Annotated in this window: 13 protein-coding genes; 5 read left to right on the forward strand and 8 right to left on the reverse strand. The window is 39.5% G+C overall.

Annotation, left to right across the window (positions count from 1 at the left end):
* The first annotated feature begins 263 nt into the window (after positions 1-263).
* Entirely contained in the window at positions 264-3,611 is a 3,348-nt protein-coding gene (locus tag K5J94_RS08825; protein ID WP_221912972.1) for a polysaccharide lyase 8 family protein, read from the forward strand.
* A gap of 724 nt (positions 3,612-4,335) precedes the next feature.
* On the opposite strand, the gene K5J94_RS08830 is transcribed toward K5J94_RS08825, so the two are convergent.
* From K5J94_RS08830 to K5J94_RS08860, 7 genes are all read right to left on the reverse strand, one after another.
* Positions 4,336-5,337: a LacI family DNA-binding transcriptional regulator gene (locus K5J94_RS08830; RefSeq protein ID WP_159564370.1), complete on the reverse strand. Its 1,002-nt coding sequence runs from the start codon at positions 5,335-5,337 to the stop codon at positions 4,336-4,338.
* 115 nt (positions 5,338-5,452) lie between these two features.
* Positions 5,453-7,369, reverse strand: coding sequence for a heparinase II/III domain-containing protein (locus K5J94_RS08835; protein WP_159564368.1), 1,917 nt, complete (start codon positions 7,367-7,369; stop codon positions 5,453-5,455).
* 64 nt (positions 7,370-7,433) lie between these two features.
* Positions 7,434-8,249, reverse strand: coding sequence for a PTS system mannose/fructose/sorbose family transporter subunit IID (locus K5J94_RS08840; protein WP_159543541.1), 816 nt, complete (start codon positions 8,247-8,249; stop codon positions 7,434-7,436).
* Positions 8,236-9,102, reverse strand: a complete 867-nt coding sequence (locus K5J94_RS08845; protein WP_159548869.1) for a PTS mannose/fructose/sorbose/N-acetylgalactosamine transporter subunit IIC — start codon at positions 9,100-9,102, stop codon at positions 8,236-8,238. Before K5J94_RS08845 ends, K5J94_RS08840 begins: the two co-directional genes overlap by 14 nt.
* Positions 9,103-9,131: 29 nt before the next feature.
* Complete coding sequence (locus K5J94_RS08850) at positions 9,132-9,626, reverse strand: PTS sugar transporter subunit IIB (RefSeq protein WP_221912974.1); 495 nt, start codon at positions 9,624-9,626, stop codon at positions 9,132-9,134.
* A 104-nt stretch (positions 9,627-9,730) separates the two neighbouring features.
* Positions 9,731-10,930 (reverse strand): glycoside hydrolase family 88 protein, encoded by a 1,200-nt coding sequence (locus tag K5J94_RS08855; protein WP_221912976.1) that lies wholly within the window; start codon positions 10,928-10,930, stop codon positions 9,731-9,733.
* Entirely contained in the window at positions 10,930-11,364 is a 435-nt protein-coding gene (locus K5J94_RS08860; RefSeq protein ID WP_159548875.1) for a PTS sugar transporter subunit IIA, read from the reverse strand. Before K5J94_RS08860 ends, K5J94_RS08855 begins: the two co-directional genes overlap by 1 nt.
* A 357-nt stretch (positions 11,365-11,721) precedes the next feature.
* Between K5J94_RS08860 and K5J94_RS08865 the strand changes: the two genes are divergently transcribed.
* Genes K5J94_RS08865 through K5J94_RS08880 form a run of 4 tightly spaced genes read left to right on the forward strand, consistent with a single transcriptional unit; the run spans position 11,722 to position 14,882 of the window.
* Positions 11,722-12,534 carry a gluconate 5-dehydrogenase gene (locus K5J94_RS08865; protein ID WP_221912978.1) on the forward strand — a complete coding sequence of 271 codons (813 nt, stop codon included), beginning with the start codon at positions 11,722-11,724 and terminating at the stop codon, positions 12,532-12,534.
* Positions 12,535-12,550: 16 nt separating this feature from the next.
* Positions 12,551-13,192: an RpiB/LacA/LacB family sugar-phosphate isomerase gene (locus K5J94_RS08870; RefSeq protein WP_159564364.1), complete on the forward strand. Its 642-nt coding sequence runs from the start codon at positions 12,551-12,553 to the stop codon at positions 13,190-13,192.
* Between the two features lie 28 nt (positions 13,193-13,220).
* Positions 13,221-14,228, forward strand: coding sequence for a sugar kinase (locus tag K5J94_RS08875; RefSeq protein ID WP_159543527.1), 1,008 nt, complete (start codon positions 13,221-13,223; stop codon positions 14,226-14,228).
* 18 nt (positions 14,229-14,246) lie between these two features.
* A complete protein-coding gene (locus K5J94_RS08880) occupies positions 14,247-14,882 on the forward strand; it encodes a bifunctional 4-hydroxy-2-oxoglutarate aldolase/2-dehydro-3-deoxy-phosphogluconate aldolase (protein ID WP_159543525.1) in 636 nt (211 codons plus the stop codon).
* A 190-nt stretch (positions 14,883-15,072) separates the two neighbouring features.
* Here the strand turns inward: K5J94_RS08880 and K5J94_RS08885 are convergent, their stop codons facing one another.
* Positions 15,073-17,724 carry a valine--tRNA ligase gene (locus K5J94_RS08885; protein ID WP_221912980.1) on the reverse strand — a complete coding sequence of 884 codons (2,652 nt, stop codon included), beginning with the start codon at positions 17,722-17,724 and terminating at the stop codon, positions 15,073-15,075.
* Positions 17,725-17,739: the final 15 nt, after the last annotated feature.

The raw sequence follows: 17,739 nt of genomic DNA on the forward strand, positions 1-17,739 counted from the left end.
GTCCATTCAATATTGCTATAGTCGTTGTGAAGATCTTCGACAATATCAGACTCCCCCATTAATGGTGACTTCATTCATCACTTTTTCAACTCAAAGCCAAAAAAATTGTTCGCGATAGCTAGTTGGTGCTAAGATTTAGCTCTTCTAATTTTCAAAGAACTTTGTTAGTAACTAGCTAAGGTGCACACGATGATAGCGCTTTACATTATTGTCTAGGTGTGCTACAATTTTATTAAACCGGTTTACCATATGGAGGTATTGCCATGTCATTTTATTCTTTAAAAAAATCTTATTTCTTGTATATCTTACTCCTTTTGGTAGTGAGTGTACTTTGGGCACCCCAAGTGAGTCATGCCAGCGTCTTAGAGACAGATGCATCACAACAGTTAGAAGCCAAAAACTCCTTACAGCAGCTTAGATTGTCTCCTCTTCCAGCGGTAGCGGCCAAGAATTATTTAACAGTGGAAATAAGCTCCTCTCCTGTGAACCTGACGCCTGAGCCAATACCAGCGCCTCAAACGCTATCTGAGTCGCATCAAGAAAAAACAGCTAAGTCGAGCCCTTCTTCACCAACTAACCAGAATCTTAGTGAGAAAGCTCCTATTTCTCTAACTCTTGAAGCTGAGCATAACAAAAATAATACTGAAATTACAGAACACTCTAATGTGCTTATAAATGGAGATTTTTCTCAAAAAACTGTATCACCTCCTAAATCTCATTGGTCTGAACCACAAGCTCCTAGTGCTTGGTCAGCCTATGTAGACTCCAAGCAGAGTCAAGACCCTCATCCTATTTTTAGGGTAACTGCTAATGGAGAATTGATTATTGAAAGTTCCGTGGGCTTACGAGGGGCAGTAACACAACAAGTCAACATTAACCCTAATCACCAATATGATGTCTCTTTTGACATTACCACTAAGGATCGCACCGGACAGGCTTTTGTTCGTATCATTGAGGATAATAATAGTGACCCAAAAAAGAAACGCATTTGGCTTTCTCCAATGACAATGGGAAACAGCAGTCATCATTCTTTGCACAAACTCTACAAACCCAAAAACAATGTTTCGAAAGTCACCCTAGAACTTTACTTTGAATCAGGAACCGGAAAAGCAATCTTCCAGAATATTTCTATGACAGATTGTGGCACTAAACATCTCGAACACTTCAAGCCAGTGACACCTGTCTTACCAACCAGTCTGCAAGAAACCTTAGATAAACAGTATGTATTTCCTATCACTGACTATCATTATCAAATTGATGATACCAGTATTGCCCAAATAAAAGGAGGAATGCTTCACCCCCTAAAAGAAGGCCAGGCAACTGTCACTGTCACTGATCAAAAAAGACAACAAATAACAACTATTCCCCTTACTATTCTCCCTAGCGCCTCTGACAAGTATTCACAACTCATTGAAGATTGGAATACTATGACCTTAGGCAATAACTACTATAATCATCAAAATCGCGACATGCGCCGCTTGTTTAACCAATTGGAGACTAATGTAACCAAAGCAATGACCACATTCAATCAAGCAAGTGGGCGAACAGCCTTGTGGTCAGACTTAAGCGATTATACTAAATCAGATCAGATAACCGCTACTTACCGTCGTTTAGAAGAAATAGCTAAGCAGATTACTACGCCAGGTTCTGTTTACTACCAGAATGAACAGGCTATTCGAGTGGTTCGTGAAGGCCTAGCCTGGTTGAATTTGAATGTCTACAATAGCAATCAAGATATTGAAGGCGGAGCTAACTGGTGGGATTATGAGATAGGTGTACCACGTGCACTGCTAGGCAGCCTAACCCTTCTTAATTCTTATTTCTCACAATCCGAAATGATGACCCTAACAGATACTATTGAGCACTTTGTTCCTAATTCTAACTACTTTCGAATGACTTTGGTAAACCCATTTCCAGCTTTAGGAGGTAATCTAGTGGATATGGGGCGTGTTAAGGTATTGACAGGTTTGATTCGTAAAGATGCCACTATTGTCAAAGAAACCACAGCATCTTTAGGAAAACTCTTTCAAACAGTCACTAACGGCAATGGCTTTTATACTGATGGTTCTTACATTGACCATACACATATAGCTTACACTGGAGCCTATGGGAATGTCTTAATTGATGGCTTAGCACAATTACTGCCTATCATTCAAAAAACGGATACCCCCTTCACCCCCAATCAAATCAATCATATTTACCAATGGATCGATCAGTCTTTCTTGCCAATAATCATTAAAGGACAGTTAATGGATATGACCAGAGGACGCTCCATTAGCCGTGAAGCTAGCTCAACACATGCTGCTAGTGTCGAAGTTCTCAGAGCCTTATTACGAATAGCTAACATGGATCAAAGCACGCGTAATCAAGTTCTAAAGGCCCAAATTAAAAACATCATTGCAGCTGATACTTACTACGATACCAATAAGAACCTTAAATCTTACATAGATATTGCAGCTGTTGAGAAACTAAAAGGCGATACTAACCTGCCCAAAGTCAAGTCAAAAACCTATCTCAAAACCTATAATAGTATGGACAAGTTGGTCTATTATAACTCCGAAAAGGATTTTGGTTTTGGTCTATCTCTCTACTCGGATCGAACTCAAAATTATGAAGCTATGAACAACGAAAATACTCGCGGTTGGTATACCAGTGATGGCATGTTTTATCTCTATAATAATGACCTCGCTCACTATAGCGACAACTTTTGGCCAACTGTTAATCCCTACAAACTCCCCGGAACAACCGAAACTAATCAACCACGGCAAGATGCTACCACTCAGATTATGAAAGGTTTCACCCAAAGGGACCAGAATGCTCAAAAAGAAACTGGACAAGTGGTTAATCCTTCTGATTTTGTTGGTTCTCTTGCTTCTTCTACTAAAAATGGCCTAGCTGCTATGCAATTCTCCAACTGGAATCAAAGTTTAAGCGCCAAAAAAGCCTGGGCTATATTAGATGATAAAATTGTTTTTTTAGGCACTGCCATTCAAACAAACCAAGATTATTTACAGACTCAGACAACAATTGACCAACGCAGAGTTGATTCCAACTGCCCTTACCGTGTCTACATTAATGGTCAAGTAATCAATCTATCTGACGGAGCACCACATCAGCTAGATAAGGTTTCCTCCATTTTTTTGGAAACTAGCGATCCTAAACGTCAATTAGCCTACTTATTTGATAAGCCAACCAATCTAACCATTCAAGAAGCTGTACAAAGCGGTAAGTGGTCCACAATTAATCAGACTAATACGAATCAGCAGCTACAAAAGCAAACTTATATTACGATTACCCAAACGCATACCAAGACAGATGATACCTATGCCTATACACTCTATCCCAATATAAGCCGACCAGCTTTTGAAGCAATCAAACAACAGCCTATACGTATCATTACCAACACCTCCCAACAACAAATCATCTACGACCAGGAGCAAAAACTCTGGAGTATCATCAAATATGACCATGCTCCCTTAACAGTAGAAGACAACTTAACGATAGAAAAAGCCGGTCTGTACCAGATTCAGCGTCAGGGAAATCATTATCAATTGGTCTTTTACCAACCACAAACCAAAGAAAAAACTGAGCAAACGGTGTTACATCCATAAAATGAGACAGAAGAAAAGCACTCCTGATAAATGCTAATAAAATAGAATCAGGAGTGCTTTATTATGGTCAAAAAGCTTATGCGTTAGAAACAAAATTGCCTGTATCGAATGAATCTCACTCCATCTAAAGACTGAAACCTTTCCCCCACAAAAGAAAAAATACCACAAAAATAATATAACAAAGATTGCAACAATTACATTTTATAATGAAACTAGAATTCAATATCATTTAAAAAACCAATCTCTTGTTCAATTCAGGAAATTGGTTTTTTAGAGTGTTTTTCTTCTGTCTCACTATTGAGGTGCAGCGTCAACTGCTCCATTTTTTCAAAAATGGCTTAAAAAAGAAAATCATAAGCTCTTACGATTAAGCAAGTGCTTTATAGCCATATTTAACATCACACGCACCACTTATAATTTTCTAGCTAAACATCAACTATGTCAAAAAGTTAAGCAGCTGAAGGGAAATAGCCAGGCATGAAAAACACTAAAAGAAATCAATATAACGGAAGTCTAGTCTTTAGACTAACTAATATTTCAGAGTTAAGCCACAATCACAAATAGTCTAGGACAGGCTCTTCAAGGTATTAAAGTGCTTACCATTAGCAAATTTTTGCTAGCACTAGCAGCTATTGGCAGTCTTGAGTTCTTAGTAACTATAAACTATAGGGGAAGCTATAAACATAAGTCATCCTCTACAGGAAATTGAGAGCCTTTACTGTTTTTATAGTGTTGATTCTTTCCATTCAATCTTACAATCAAATATTTTCTGCTTTTCCTCGTGGAGCGCCCCTTCAATTTCATTAATAAGAATCTCAGCCGCCTCTTTACCTTCTTCGTAAGCTGGCTGAACAATAGTGGTAACGGTTGGTGAAGAAAAATTAGTCCACTCAATATTGTCAAAGCCAACCAGCCCTGTTTGAGGCATCGCTAATTGAAGTTTTTTCATCGCTGTAAATACCATATGTAAAGCCCAGCAATTGGGGACAAAAACTAGAGTATTGTGAGAACGATTAATATGCTGATCTAAGAAAGTCTCAATCTCTTCCATCTGTGTTTGTTCTTGATCAATAATTAATTTTTCATAGGTATAGTTTTGCTCTTCCAGAGCATCTATAAAGCCAGAAGCCCTTTCTATACGGGTACTCAAAAGGCTAGGATCCGCTGTAATCATCACAAAATCAGTATAACCTTTGTCAATACTAGACTGAATCATATCATAAACAGCATCATAATTATTTGTTTTAACCCAATTGGTTCGGTGCTCATACAATTGACTATCAAAGAACACCATGTGCTTTTCCTTTTCTTCAATAATGCGCGAATATTTACGAAAATTAGATGTTGGTTGGATAATAAAGCCATCTACACCAAGATTCAACATATTTTCAATATAGTGATCTTCATTTTTAGAATCATAATTACTATTGCCAATAATGACCTGGTAATTTTTTTCTTTGGTCAACGTTTCAATGCCTTTAACGATTTGATTAGAAAACGTATTAGTAATATCACCGATTAGTACTCCGATCAAATGAGTATTTTTGGAGTTTAAACTTCTAGCAAGTGTGCTTGGTTTATAGCCTGTTTCTTTGATAACGTTTTCAATGCGCCTACGTGTCTCCTCTGACATTTTCTCATATTTATGATTCAAATAAAAAGATACCGTGGTCTTGGAAGTCTGTGATAATTGAGCAATGTCAGAAATGGTAACTTTTTTGGACAATCTCTTTTCCTTTCTTACAGTATATTTTCTTCTTAGTTAATCGGTTTAGAAATAGTTAGGATTATTCTTAGTATACCATAGAATGCTTTGATGGTGGGGAAAAAGACCCGTCCAATTAATTTTTTAAACGATGACAAATTCCCTTTACTTTATCATAAACAACGACTCGTCCCTTACATTTGTAAGCCGCTAAATGATAGAGTTTGTCTCCCTGGATAATATCAGCTCCCAGTAGTGCTATAAAATAGTGGTAATTTGAGCCCTCAAGTTCAAAACCATATGCATTCTTTAGTGGTGACTCACTTCCGGTTTGAAGAATGGGATGCTCTCTCACACGGCAATCTTGGTCTAAAAAAAGCGTGACATCTGTTAAGGTATCAGTAAATGGCTGACGCTTAACGAGTTTACTACTAGGTGTCAGTTGATTATAGCGCTTTGAAATAAGCATCTCTTCTACCTGCAAGGGCTGTAAACTATAAACACGTAAATTATTTATTTTCCCTTTCTGATATGTAACCTCGCTATCAAGAATAAATTGCGTTTGCAAGCAGTGCCTACCAGGACAATAAACCCGATCAAAAACAACAGTGTTTCCTGCAGGTAAGCAAAGAATTTGACGCTGATGAAGTACAGGGTTGCACGTATTGCTGTCCATAACATATCCCTCAAGTAGGACTAGCTTATCTTCTAACACTGGTGGCAAGAGTTGAGCTCTGGGATAGGAATTATAAGTCCAGGAGCTTTGCACGTGCTTAGCTGCTTCTCCTACTAAAAAGCAAGTTGAATGACACTCTTGACTTTTTAGCTGATAGCGCAGCGATTCTTCCTTATACGTGTAACGACCAGGATCCACAATGAGAGCTTGTCCCTGGTCATACAGACAAAAACTATTTTGATCACTATGACTATGTGAACTACCAAATGGCCCACTTTTAAAAAAGAGGTAAGAACGTGCATTCCTATAACAAACGTGTCCACTAGATGGGAAAAAGGCCAGCTGATTGGTTAATTCTTTCTCCTTTAAAGTCTCAAATCTTTCTATTCCTGGTCGACCAAACAACAAAATAGAATCAAGGTCCACATGTGCATAGGCCTTGCTTTTAAAGAAAGGGGATGCAAAAAAAATAGCTGAGCTGGTTAGAATATCACGTGTATCCGTTCGATCACTGTCACCAAGAGCAATTTGTCGATGATCAGGACCAGTCATAGCAACAATGTAGTTAGCCATTTTTAATAAAACAGGTGTTAGTTCAGCCGCCTTTGAAGGCATTAAATGGGCTAATTCCAGGAGATTTTTGTAAACTTCAACATGATACATTATTGACTGCTCATATTGACTGCCATCATCAAGAATTTGTAAGTTCAACTGCTGTTGCAACTCTGTTTCAGCAAATTCTCGCAAGCTAGGACTAACCACCTCTTGGCCATAATAATGAGACCAAAGCAATATGGCTACTGTCTGAGGAATACCCCAATTACTCAAACTATATTTAGGCTGATAAGCAGCATGCAAGTAGGTCAGCTGTGAGCGTACAGAACTTAAAATTAAGGACTCATCTGCTAAGGATAAGCTGGCAAATTGATCCAAATAAAGCAGAAATTTGAGCCATGTCAAGCATCGAATACCCGTATCTAATGTCCGTGTCGCTGGGCTTTTAGGAGTTAACCGTTCAACTTGATTAATCCAATCACGGATAAAAAAGAGAGCTTGCTCTTGATATTTTGTTTGCTTTTCAACGATGCCTACCAGGAGCAAATTCATAAGATAGGTTTGTCGATTAAGCATATAGGCCCACTCAGGATCAGTTGTCGGGGAATGCTCCCAATCTAAAAACTTTAATTTTATCGGTTTACTACAAGGTTCCATATCCCAGTTATCAGTAAAAATAAACGTATGACTCAACAGCAAATCGGCACTTTTTTTACGTTGCTCATAAGCTCTTTTGTGATGTCTCTTAATATAACTATTACAATAATCGGGATCAAATTGTAATAAGAATGGTGGTCGATTTCTTAACAATGATGACTTCATAATAACTCTCTCCCATTTAAACGAAAAAGGATTAGAAAAATCTCTAACCCTTTGACGCCTTTTTTTATGCTAATATACCTAGCCAACTGCCTAAAATTCCAATAATTACCGTAAGAATAACTAATTTATAGGTTGTCCATTTTTTATTTTTAATGAGGTAAAACATTAAAAGGGTATAAAGTGCAGGCAATAAAGCAGGAGCAATTTTATCAAGCATACCTTGAACCGTCACAATCTTTTGAGCTGAACTAGTTACTTTACCTGCTGCAAAGGTATAAGGAATAGTAAGCTTCACTTGAGTTGCTGCTAAGCTTGAAATGACAGTTACCCCAATAATATTAGCTGCACGTGAAATAATGGTCATTTGTTCACTGAGCTTTTCAATAAAGTTTGTCCCCAATTTATAGCCATAATAACCAGTCACTAGTTTAATCGCTGTTAATATAGTATTCATCGCTACAAAGAATAATAATGGCCCAAGAACTAAACCATCTGAAGCTAAGGATGCTGCAATTGTGGAAAAAAGCGGCGCTAAACAAAATTGTGATAGAGAGTCCCCAATTCCAGCCAATGGTCCCATTAATGCCATCTTAATTCCCCGCACCTCTTCTTCAGGCCGCTCGTTTTCAATCATAGCCAAATGCAAGCTAGTAATAAATGGGAGAAAATGAGGGTTTGTATTATAAAATTCAATATTATCTTCAACTGCTTGAGCTAAAGCTTTTTTATCATCGCCATAATACTTTTTCAAAGCAGGAAAAATAACATTAGCATAGCCTAAGCCCTGATAGTTACTGTAATTAAAGCCATTTTGCAAGAAAAAAGCACGTAAAGCTGTCTTTGTATAATCACTTTTGACAAGTTTGTTAGATCCAGTCATCTTGTTCGTCTCCTTCAGGTTGTGGTCTTGCTCCAGCGGCAGCTGGTTTTCTAAAGATATCAATTAGAGCAAAGATGGTAGCAATCAGAGCTACACCAATGGTTGGTACGCCAAGTACACTATTAGCTGTAACTGAGGTTAAAACGCCATCACCATTTGATGTTGGTGTTAAGACCGGCAAACCGAAGTAAACAGCTAAAACATAACCCAACAAAATATAGGGAATAAGTTCCTTTTTCGCCATAACTGATAAAATCATTGCAAAACCAATAGCCGGAAGCATCTTACCTGCTAACGTTAAACCGTTCAAAAGTACCGGAGGAATTAAAGCAAATAAATTCGTCAATGTTTCCATTGAAAGTGCACCAATTAGCCCGAGAATGAAACCAAGTCCTGCAAATGCCCAAATCGTCCCATTAGCTGCTATTCTAAATTTGTGAAAATTCCCTACTCTAAGCGCTTTTTTAGCGGCCTCAGGCGCTCCTGCAAATGCGGTATACGTTGCTGTTTGTAAGAACTGAATACCCACTGCAATTGGCGTTGATAAGGCTAATGCTGCTTCTGGTGTAATCTTATCCTTACTAGCAACAGTTGTAATGGCCATCAAGGTACCAAAAATTCCAGGTCCAATTGGATTGGGCGGTACCGTACCACCAGCACCTACACCAAATCCCATATAAGCCAATTCCGAGATAGCACCAACTGCTAAAGCTGTCTGAATATCTCCCAAGATAACCCCTACGCCTAATGATAGAACAATACACCTATTAGTATAAAGACCAAGCAGCATACCGCTAAAACAAAAGGCCGTCCATAATCCAATAAGTACTGCTTGGATAATAGTAATACTCATAACACTCTCCTTTAAATTACCCCAGTTTATTAAATATAATCCAAAATATTAACTTCTACTGCACCATCATTTCCCGTTGGTGTTGTTTTAATATTAAAGTAAATGCCATAATTTTCATGGAGACGACGAATCACATCCTTATCCGCTTGATCTAAAAAAATAGATCGTGTTATTTGTGTCTTGCCATAAGCATTATGGATATTACCAATGTTGATTTCCTTAATAGGAACACCACCCACCACGAGGCGATAAGCATCTGCTAAATCTTTAACGATAATAAAGATAGTTTGTGCTGGATTGGCTTTGTGGATAATCTCAATGACCTTTTGTATGGAAAAAAAACGCAGAGCTACTGACTCAGGAACAACTGTCTTCATCAGACTTTGTTGAATATTATCTTGCGAAACGGCATCATTAGCAACAATTACAGTATTACAACTTAGAAATTTCACCCAAAGCTGCCCTTGTCCATGAATTAAGCGTTCATCAATCCGTGTCATCACAATATGTGGTTCTGCTGCCATCACTGACCTCCTTCATTTTCTACCTTTATTAAACCCTATTTACTAACCCTGACTTCAGGCCATTACGTGCCTTTTTGAGATGAAAATCAGTTCATCACAAAGAACTACCAGTATAAGTCCCAGTCTTTATAAAAACGCATTAAAGCTTCTAAATAATAGTAATCGCCCCAGATATTACCTTCATCTACACCTTTGCCCGAATGCCATGAATAAACACCGTGCAATAAAAGAGGGCGGCCTGCTTGATACTCCGTATTAGCATACTTATCTATTAAGCTACGAAGCATTGTATGCATTGCATATTTATAGATTTCCTTATCAGCATCAACCTCTGGCAAATATTTCAACATTTCATGCATCCCACAAATTGCTATCGCCGTTGCAGAAGAATCACGGGACTGTGCAGAGTCATCATTAAAAATTAAATCCCAATAGGAAACATTATCAGCAGGTAAGCGGTTCAAAAAGTAATTTGTCATTCCTTTAAACAGAGCAATTTGGTCATCATCTCGCATTTTTCGATAACTAAGTGGGATGCCATAAACTCCCCAGGCTTGGCCACGTGCCCAAGCTGAATCATCACTATATCCTTGGCGTGTCACACCTTTTAAAGGTGCTCCTGTTTCTGGATCGAAATAGTAAGTATGATAAGCCGATGCATCCTCACGAATTACTGTATTAGCTGAAGTGTAAAAATGTTTGCTTGCAGCCTCTTTATACCTCACCTCGCCAGTTTGTTCAGATGCAAAAAATAATAATTGAATATTTAATAAACAGTCAATAATAAGGCGGTAATGGTCTTTTTGCCCCAATTCTCCCCAAGCTTGAATGAACTTCCCTTTTACTTGATACCGTTCCATTAATTTATCAGCCGCTTTTAAGGCAGCATCTAAAGCTTGTTCATTACCATTTATACGATATTCAGCCATACACGACGGACTATACAAAAATCCTAAATCATGATGATCTAATTCTATTTTTTGATTCACACGCTCTAAAAATGAAAGAACTTGCTTGTGCGCCATGGCTTTGATCGCTACATCTCCTGTATATTCGTAAGCTAACCATAAGCAACCCGTCCAAAAACCATTGGTCCATTCCGTATTATCCATTACCTTATAGTGATTATCAAAAGTTGCCGGTGTTGGAAATCGGTTATCAAAATAGCCCATATTAAGATAAAGTTGCTTTAGTGCACGTTCAATAGCTTTCTCAACTTCTTCCCTTGTTAATAAAGCATTATTCAAAAAACGTTCGGGACATTCAATCTTTTCAATCGCAACTTTTCTAATCCTAGAAGACATCAAATTCCTCCTTCAAATTCAAGTTCTTGATTTTGAACTGATAGACAAGATACAAAGTCAATAATACCATTATGTGATGAAGCTATGACTTTCTCACTTAACATTTCAAGATTCATCCCCAACGCTCTAGAAAATACTGCTTCCATCAACATAGCTAAATTTAAACCAGCAAGAACCTTAAGTGTTTTATCTGTTTGCTCCATTGAGTATGTTGAAGCAACATTAAACGGTGTCCCCCCCAACAAGTCCGTTAGAATCAAGGCCTCCTGTGTAGTCTTTAATTCATTCACCAAAGCAGTTTTCACCTCGTGCGATGACATCCCTGCTAAAAAATCAATTCCCACTACATTTTCTTGCTGACCTGCAATTAACTCTAAAGAACTTAGAATCCCACTTGAAAAATGGCCATGAGCCATCACAATAATTTTAACCATGCTTTCTCCTTTTTAAACAATGAGTTTACCGGTTTACTTTCTATAGGATGATTATAGCGCTTACAGAAGTGAGTGTCAACTGTTTTTTAAACTTTTTTCTTTTTGTTTACTTATCGGACTTTCAATACGTCCATATTTTAATAGAAAAAAATCCCATCGCAAGAACTTCACGGGCTGTAAAGAGCCCTTTTTACCGCTTTTCTAGTTATCTAAACTGTATGACTTATTTTACCAGTTTCTAAGCTGAAAATATCCTATGTACACAAGGATGATTCACTCATTGACAAAACCGGTTTACTATGTTACTATCCATGTGAACGGGTTTACTACCTGGAATATAAACTGGAGGCCAGCTTAATGACTGATCATTTTTTAAACGACAACTTCTCCCTCAAAGGGAAAGTTGCCTTAATCACCGGTGCATCCTATGGTATCGGATTTTCCATTGCAACAGCTTTTGCTTATGCTGGAGCAACAATTGTATTTAATGATATTCGTCAAGACCTTGTGGATAAAGGAATTGCTGCTTACAAAAAACTTAACATTGTGGCACATGGTTATGTCTGTGATGTGACAGATGAAGATGGTATTCAAGCTATGGTTAAGCAAATCACTGACGAAGTTGGTGTTATTGATATTTTGGTCAATAATGCTGGTATCATTAAACGTACTCCGATGCTTGAAATGAGCGCTGCCGAATTCCGACAAGTTATTGACATTGACTTAAATGCTCCCTTTATCGTTTCAAAAGCAGTTCTCCCTGGTATGATTGAAAAAGGGCACGGAAAAATCATTAATATATGCTCTATGATGAGTGAGTTAGGCCGTGAAACTGTGGCTGCTTATGCCGCAGCTAAAGGCGGCCTTAAAATGCTAACAAAAAATATTGCTTCTGAATATGGCTCAGCCAATATCCAATGTAACGGTATTGGGCCTGGTTATATCGCCACTCCACAAACTGCCCCGCTACGCGAAATACAAGCTGATGGTTCACGCCATCCCTTTGACCAATTTATTATTTCTAAAACCCCAGCACAGCGTTGGGGTGAGGCTAAGGATCTTGGGGCTCCGGCCGTCTTCTTAGCCAGTGACGCTTCAAATTTTATCAATGGACACATTTTATATGTTGATGGCGGCATTCTTGCCTACATTGGTCAACAACCAGAATAAGAGGAGATATATAGAGATGAAAATTGCATTAATTAATGAAAATAGCCAAGCTAGTAAAAATAGTCTTATTTTTAAAGAAATACAAGCAGTCGCTGATAAAAAAGGATTTCAAGCTTTCAATTATGGCATGTATGGTGAAGAAGGTGAAAGTCAACTCACCTATGTTCAAAACGGATTATTAACAGCCATTTTACTAAATAGCAAAGCTGCCGACTTTGTAATCACTGGATGTGGTACCGGTATCGGCGCAATGCTTTCTTGTAACAGTTTTCCTGGTGTTATTTGTGGATTTGCTGCAGATCCTGTAGATGCCTACCTTTTTTCCCAAGTTAATGGCGGCAATGCTCTATCATTACCTTTTGCTAAAGGTTTTGGATGGGGTGCTGAACTCAATCTTCATTACATGTTGGAACGTCTGTTTGAAGATGAAAAAGGAGGGGGTTATCCAAAAGAACGTGCCATACCAGAGCAACGTAATGCTGGTATTTTAAATACCATTAAGGCTACTACTTATAAAGATTTCCTAACAATTTTAAAAGAGCTAGACCAAGATTTCTTAAAAGAAACTGTGTCAGGTAAACATTTCCAAGAATTATTCTTTGCTCACTGTCAAGATCAAGCGATAGCTGACTATATAACAAATGTTTTAAATAAATAGCTGTATCTAGAAAGGATCGCTAGCTGCTATGACAAAAATCCTGTTTTTTGGAGAACCATTAATTCGCATTAGTCCACAAACCTTAAATCATTTTGAAAATGCCATCCCTACACAACTCTTTTATGGTGGTTCAGAAGTGAATATTGCTAGAGCACTTGAGGGCTTCGGTCAGAGGACAAAAATGTTATGTGCCCTACCTGCCAACCAACTTGGTGATAGTTTCTTGCAATTTCTACAAGCTAACCAAATTGACACTCAACATATTCAACGCACCGGGCAGCGAATAGGGCTTTATTTTCTCGAAAACTCCTTTGGCTGTCGACAGGCTCAGGTAATCTATGATCGTCATTGTAGCAGTCTACACAATTTTCAAATAAGTGCCGTTTCATATGATGAACTTTTTGAAGGAGTGACACATGTCCACTTTAGTGGTATCACTCTCTCTTTAGGACAAGACATCCGCGATATTAGTCGTTCTCTATTAGAAGAGGCTCAAAAACGAGGCCTAACAATCTCCTTAGACCTCAATTTTCGCAGTCTTTTATTAGCACCTGAAAAGGCCAAGCGCGTCTTTTCTGATTTTGCCTCCTATGCTGATATCTGCTTTGGCATTGAACCTTTGATGCTTAATCAACAAGACACATTCTTTTTTAATCGTCAAGCAGCTACAAGACAAGACATCGAAAAACGAATGTCCGCTCTTATGGACACCTTTAATTTCCAAGCAATATTTCATACCCAGCGCATCACCGATTCATATGATCGAAATGTTTATCAAGCCTTCCTTCTAAGGCGTGATGAGCAGCTAACCCTTTCGCCCGAATTAAAAACTAAAGTTCTCCAACGGGTGGGCAGCGGAGATGCTTTTGTCGCAGGAGCACTATATCAGCTCTTACACCAGGCTAACGCACAAGAAATTGTTAACTTTGCTGTGGCCAGCGGGACCTTAAAATGCACGATTGAAGGAGATAATATGTTCGAATCAGTCGAAAATGTCCACAAAGTACTCCATCACGTTAGTGACATTTGTCGATAGATAAGAAAGGAACAAGCAATGACCAAATCTGAAACACTCTTACAACTTCGGCAACAAAAAATTGTTGTTGTAGTGCGTGGCAACTCTGAGGAAGAGGCTTTCCAGGCTTCTAAAGCTTGTATTGAGGGGGGCATAACAGCTATTGAAGTGGCTTATACCAACAATAAAGCTAGTCAAGTAATCGAACGCTTAAATGCTTATTATGCAAATCAACCAACCATTCTCATTGGTGCCGGTACAGTTCTAGATAGTGAAACAGCACGCGCAGCGATTTTTGCTGGAGCAAAATTTATTGTCTCACCAGCGTTCAATGTAGAAACAGCAACAATGTGTAACCGTTACACTATCCCATACCTACCTGGCTGCATGACAATAACCGAAATTACAACCGCATTAGAACATGGCTGTGAGATTGTGAAGCTCTTTCCTGGAGGAACTCTTGGCAAAAATTTTCTCACTTCTATAAAGGCCCCGCTGCCTCAAGTAGAGATTATGGTAACTGGCGGTATTAATCTCAACAGTGCTAATGACTGGCTGACTGCTGGTGCTACGGCTATCGGTATTGGTGGTGATTTTAACCAACTAGCAGCCCAAGGTAATTTTGAAGAGATTACCAAAAAAGCTAAGGCCTACCGAGAACAGATTCAATTATAAATTCTTCAATATGAGACAAAATAGCAACACCGTTCTGAATCAAATCTCGCTTACTAATCAACGCCACTCACTTCTCAAAAACACAAATGAGCATCTAACCTTCTAGGGCTAAATGCTCATTTTTATGTCTGGTCAACGTTTTTTGGCTTTGAATTGGCCTTTGTTTTGTCGGACGGTTTGAACGTTTAGATTACTTTACCAACTTTTTCATCTCTGCGATCCGCTCTTGAGTCGCATTGAATTTGGCCTGGTAGTCGCTTTGTTTGTCGCGTTCTTTTTGCACCACTTCTGGTTTGGCGTTTTTAACGAAACGTTCGTTGCCAAGTTTTCTACCGACCATATCTAGTTCTTTTTGCCACTTGGCCAGTTCTTTGTCCAGGCGGGCTAATTCCTCTTCTACGTTGAGGAGGTCTGCTAGGGGCAGGTAGATTTCAGCGCCTGTGATGATGCTTGACATGGCAAGCTCTGGGGCTTGCAAGTCAGTGGAGATGACTAATTTTTCTGGATTGGTAAAGCGATTGATGTAATTAACGTTCGCATTGAAGAAGTCTTCCAAAACCTTGTCACTGGTTTTAATCAGTAAAGTGATTGGTTTACTTGGTGCGACATTGACCTCAGCTCGGCTATTGCGCACCGCGCGAATCAAATCCTTCAAGCTTTCTACGCCTGCATGGGCAGTAGGATTGACAAAGCGCTCATCTACTCTTGGATAAGGAGCTGTGACAATGGACCCTAGCGCATACTGACTGAAAATCTCTTCAGTCACAAAAGGCATAATCGGATGTAAGAGGCGCAAAATACTATCTAAGGTATAAAGCAGTACCGAACGGGTAATGACTTTTTCAGCCTCATTATCAGCATAGAGCACTTCCTTGGTCAATTCCACATACCAGTTGGCAAATTCCTCCCAGATAAAATTGTACAATTGGTGGCCCGCCACACCAAACTCAAATTTATCAAAATTTTCAGTGACTTTGGCAATGGTTTCGTTAAGATTGTGGAGGATCCAGCGATCCGTCACATTACCAGCCTGACCAGTAACCACCTTAGTCACATTGCTTTTTGCTTCTTTGAGGGACAAGCTTTCATTGTTCATGAGGATGTAACGGGAAATGTTCCAAATCTTGTTAATGAAGTTCCATGAAGCATCCATTTTCTCGTAGGAGAATCGCACATCTTGACCCGGAGCAGAACCGTTTGATAAGAACCAACGAAGACTATCTGTACCATATTTTTCAATCACATCCATTGGGTCAATTCCATTTCCCAGTGATTTGGACATCTTGCGTCCTTCCTCATCACGGATAAGACCGTGGATAAGCACGTTTTGGAATGGCTGGCGCCCTGTAAACTCGAGGGACTGGAAGATTATGCGTGACACCCAAAAGAAGATGATATCATAACCTGTTACCAAGGTTGACGTTGGGAAATAACGCTTGAAATCGGCTGAATCGGTATCAGGCCAACCCATGGTTGAAAATGGCCAGAGGGCCGAACTAAACCAGGTATCAAGTACATCTTGATCTTGTGTCCATCCCTCGCCCGCTGGGGCTTCTTCGCCAACATACATATCACCTGCTTCATTGTACCAAGCAGGGATTTGATGACCCCACCACAATTGGCGTGAAATCACCCAGTCATGGACATTTTCCATCCATTGAAGGAAGGTATCGTTGAAACGTGGTGGATAGAAGTCTACTTTGTCCTTTGTATCTTGGTTGGCCATGGCATTTTTGGCTAACTGATCCATTTTAACAAACCACTGCGTTGACAAACGTGGCTCAACCACAGCGCCAGAGCGTTCTGAGTGACCAACTGAATGCACACGTTTTTCGATATTTACAAGGGCACCAATGGCTTTAAGTTTTTCAACAGTGGCTTTTCGGGCTTCAAAGCGATCCATGCCTGCAAATTCACCAGCCAGTTCATTCATAGTGCCATCATCGTTCATGACATTGACTTGTGGTAGATTGTGGCGTTGACCGACCTCAAAGTCGTTCGGGTCATGGGCAGGTGTGATTTTTACAACACCTGTTCCAAATTCAGGATCGGCATGCTCATCACCTACGATTGGAATAAGTTTATTCACGATTGGGAGAATAACGTTTTTACCAATCAAGTCTTTGTAACGAGGATCTTCTGGGTTGACGGCAACAGCGACATCACCAAACATGGTTTCGGGCCGGGTGGTTGCTACTTCTAAAGCGCGCGAGCCATCTTCCAACAGATAAGTCATATGGTAAAAGGCACCTTCCACATCTTTATGGATAACCTCAATGTCAGAAAGAGCGGTACGCGCTACTGGATCCCAGTTGATGATGAACTCCCCACGGTAAATCCAGCCTTTGTTATAGAGCTCAACAAAAACCTTGCGGACAGCTTTGGAGAGGCCCGCGTCCAGAGTGAAACGCTCGCGACTGTAATCCACAGAAAGTCCCATTTTGCCCCACTGTTCTTTGATGGTCGTTGCATATTCGTCTTTCCATTCCCAAACCTTGTCTAGGAATTTCTCGCGACCAAGGTCATAACGGGTAATCCCTTGTTCACGTAGACGCTCTTCCACTTTTGCTTGCGTTGCAATCCCCGCATGGTCCATACCAGGTAACCATAGGGTATCAAAACCCTGCATCCGTTTCTGGCGAATAATAATATCTTGGAGAGTGGTGTCCCAAGCGTGGCCTAGATGCAGTTTACCCGTTACATTTGGCGGTGGAATCACGATAGAATAAGGCTTAGCTTTCTTGTCGCCAGACGGCTTGAAAACATCTTGTTCTAGCCATTTGGCATAGCGGCCAGCCTCAACTGCGGCTGGATTGTATTTTGGTGATAGTTCTTTTGACATAATTGTCCTTCCTAG

Origin of the sequence: Streptococcus halichoeri (assembly GCF_019774635.1) — a bacterium.
GTDB classification, from domain to species: Bacteria; Bacillota; Bacilli; order Lactobacillales; family Streptococcaceae; genus Streptococcus; species Streptococcus halichoeri.

Excerpts from the sequence above, each read along its gene's own strand:
- K5J94_RS08835 (WP_159564368.1), bottom strand. The coding sequence starts at position 7,369 with ATGAAGTCATCATTGTTAAGAAATCGACCACCATTCTTATTACAATTT.
- K5J94_RS08880 (WP_159543525.1), top strand. The coding sequence starts at position 14,247 with ATGACCAAATCTGAAACACTCTTACAACTTCGGCAACAAAAAATTGTT.
- K5J94_RS08860 (WP_159548875.1), bottom strand. The coding sequence starts at position 11,364 with ATGGTTAAAATTATTGTGATGGCTCATGGCCATTTTTCAAGTGGGATT.
- K5J94_RS08870 (WP_159564364.1), top strand. The coding sequence starts at position 12,551 with ATGAAAATTGCATTAATTAATGAAAATAGCCAAGCTAGTAAAAATAGT.
- K5J94_RS08865 (WP_221912978.1), top strand. The coding sequence starts at position 11,722 with ATGACTGATCATTTTTTAAACGACAACTTCTCCCTCAAAGGGAAAGTT.
- K5J94_RS08825 (WP_221912972.1), top strand. The coding sequence starts at position 264 with ATGTCATTTTATTCTTTAAAAAAATCTTATTTCTTGTATATCTTACTC.
- K5J94_RS08850 (WP_221912974.1), bottom strand. The coding sequence starts at position 9,626 with ATGGCAGCAGAACCACATATTGTGATGACACGGATTGATGAACGCTTA.
- K5J94_RS08885 (WP_221912980.1), bottom strand. The coding sequence starts at position 17,724 with ATGTCAAAAGAACTATCACCAAAATACAATCCAGCCGCAGTTGAGGCT.
- K5J94_RS08840 (WP_159543541.1), bottom strand. The coding sequence starts at position 8,249 with ATGACTGGATCTAACAAACTTGTCAAAAGTGATTATACAAAGACAGCT.
- K5J94_RS08855 (WP_221912976.1), bottom strand. The coding sequence starts at position 10,930 with ATGTCTTCTAGGATTAGAAAAGTTGCGATTGAAAAGATTGAATGTCCC.
- K5J94_RS08845 (WP_159548869.1), bottom strand. The coding sequence starts at position 9,102 with ATGAGTATTACTATTATCCAAGCAGTACTTATTGGATTATGGACGGCC.
- K5J94_RS08875 (WP_159543527.1), top strand. The coding sequence starts at position 13,221 with ATGACAAAAATCCTGTTTTTTGGAGAACCATTAATTCGCATTAGTCCA.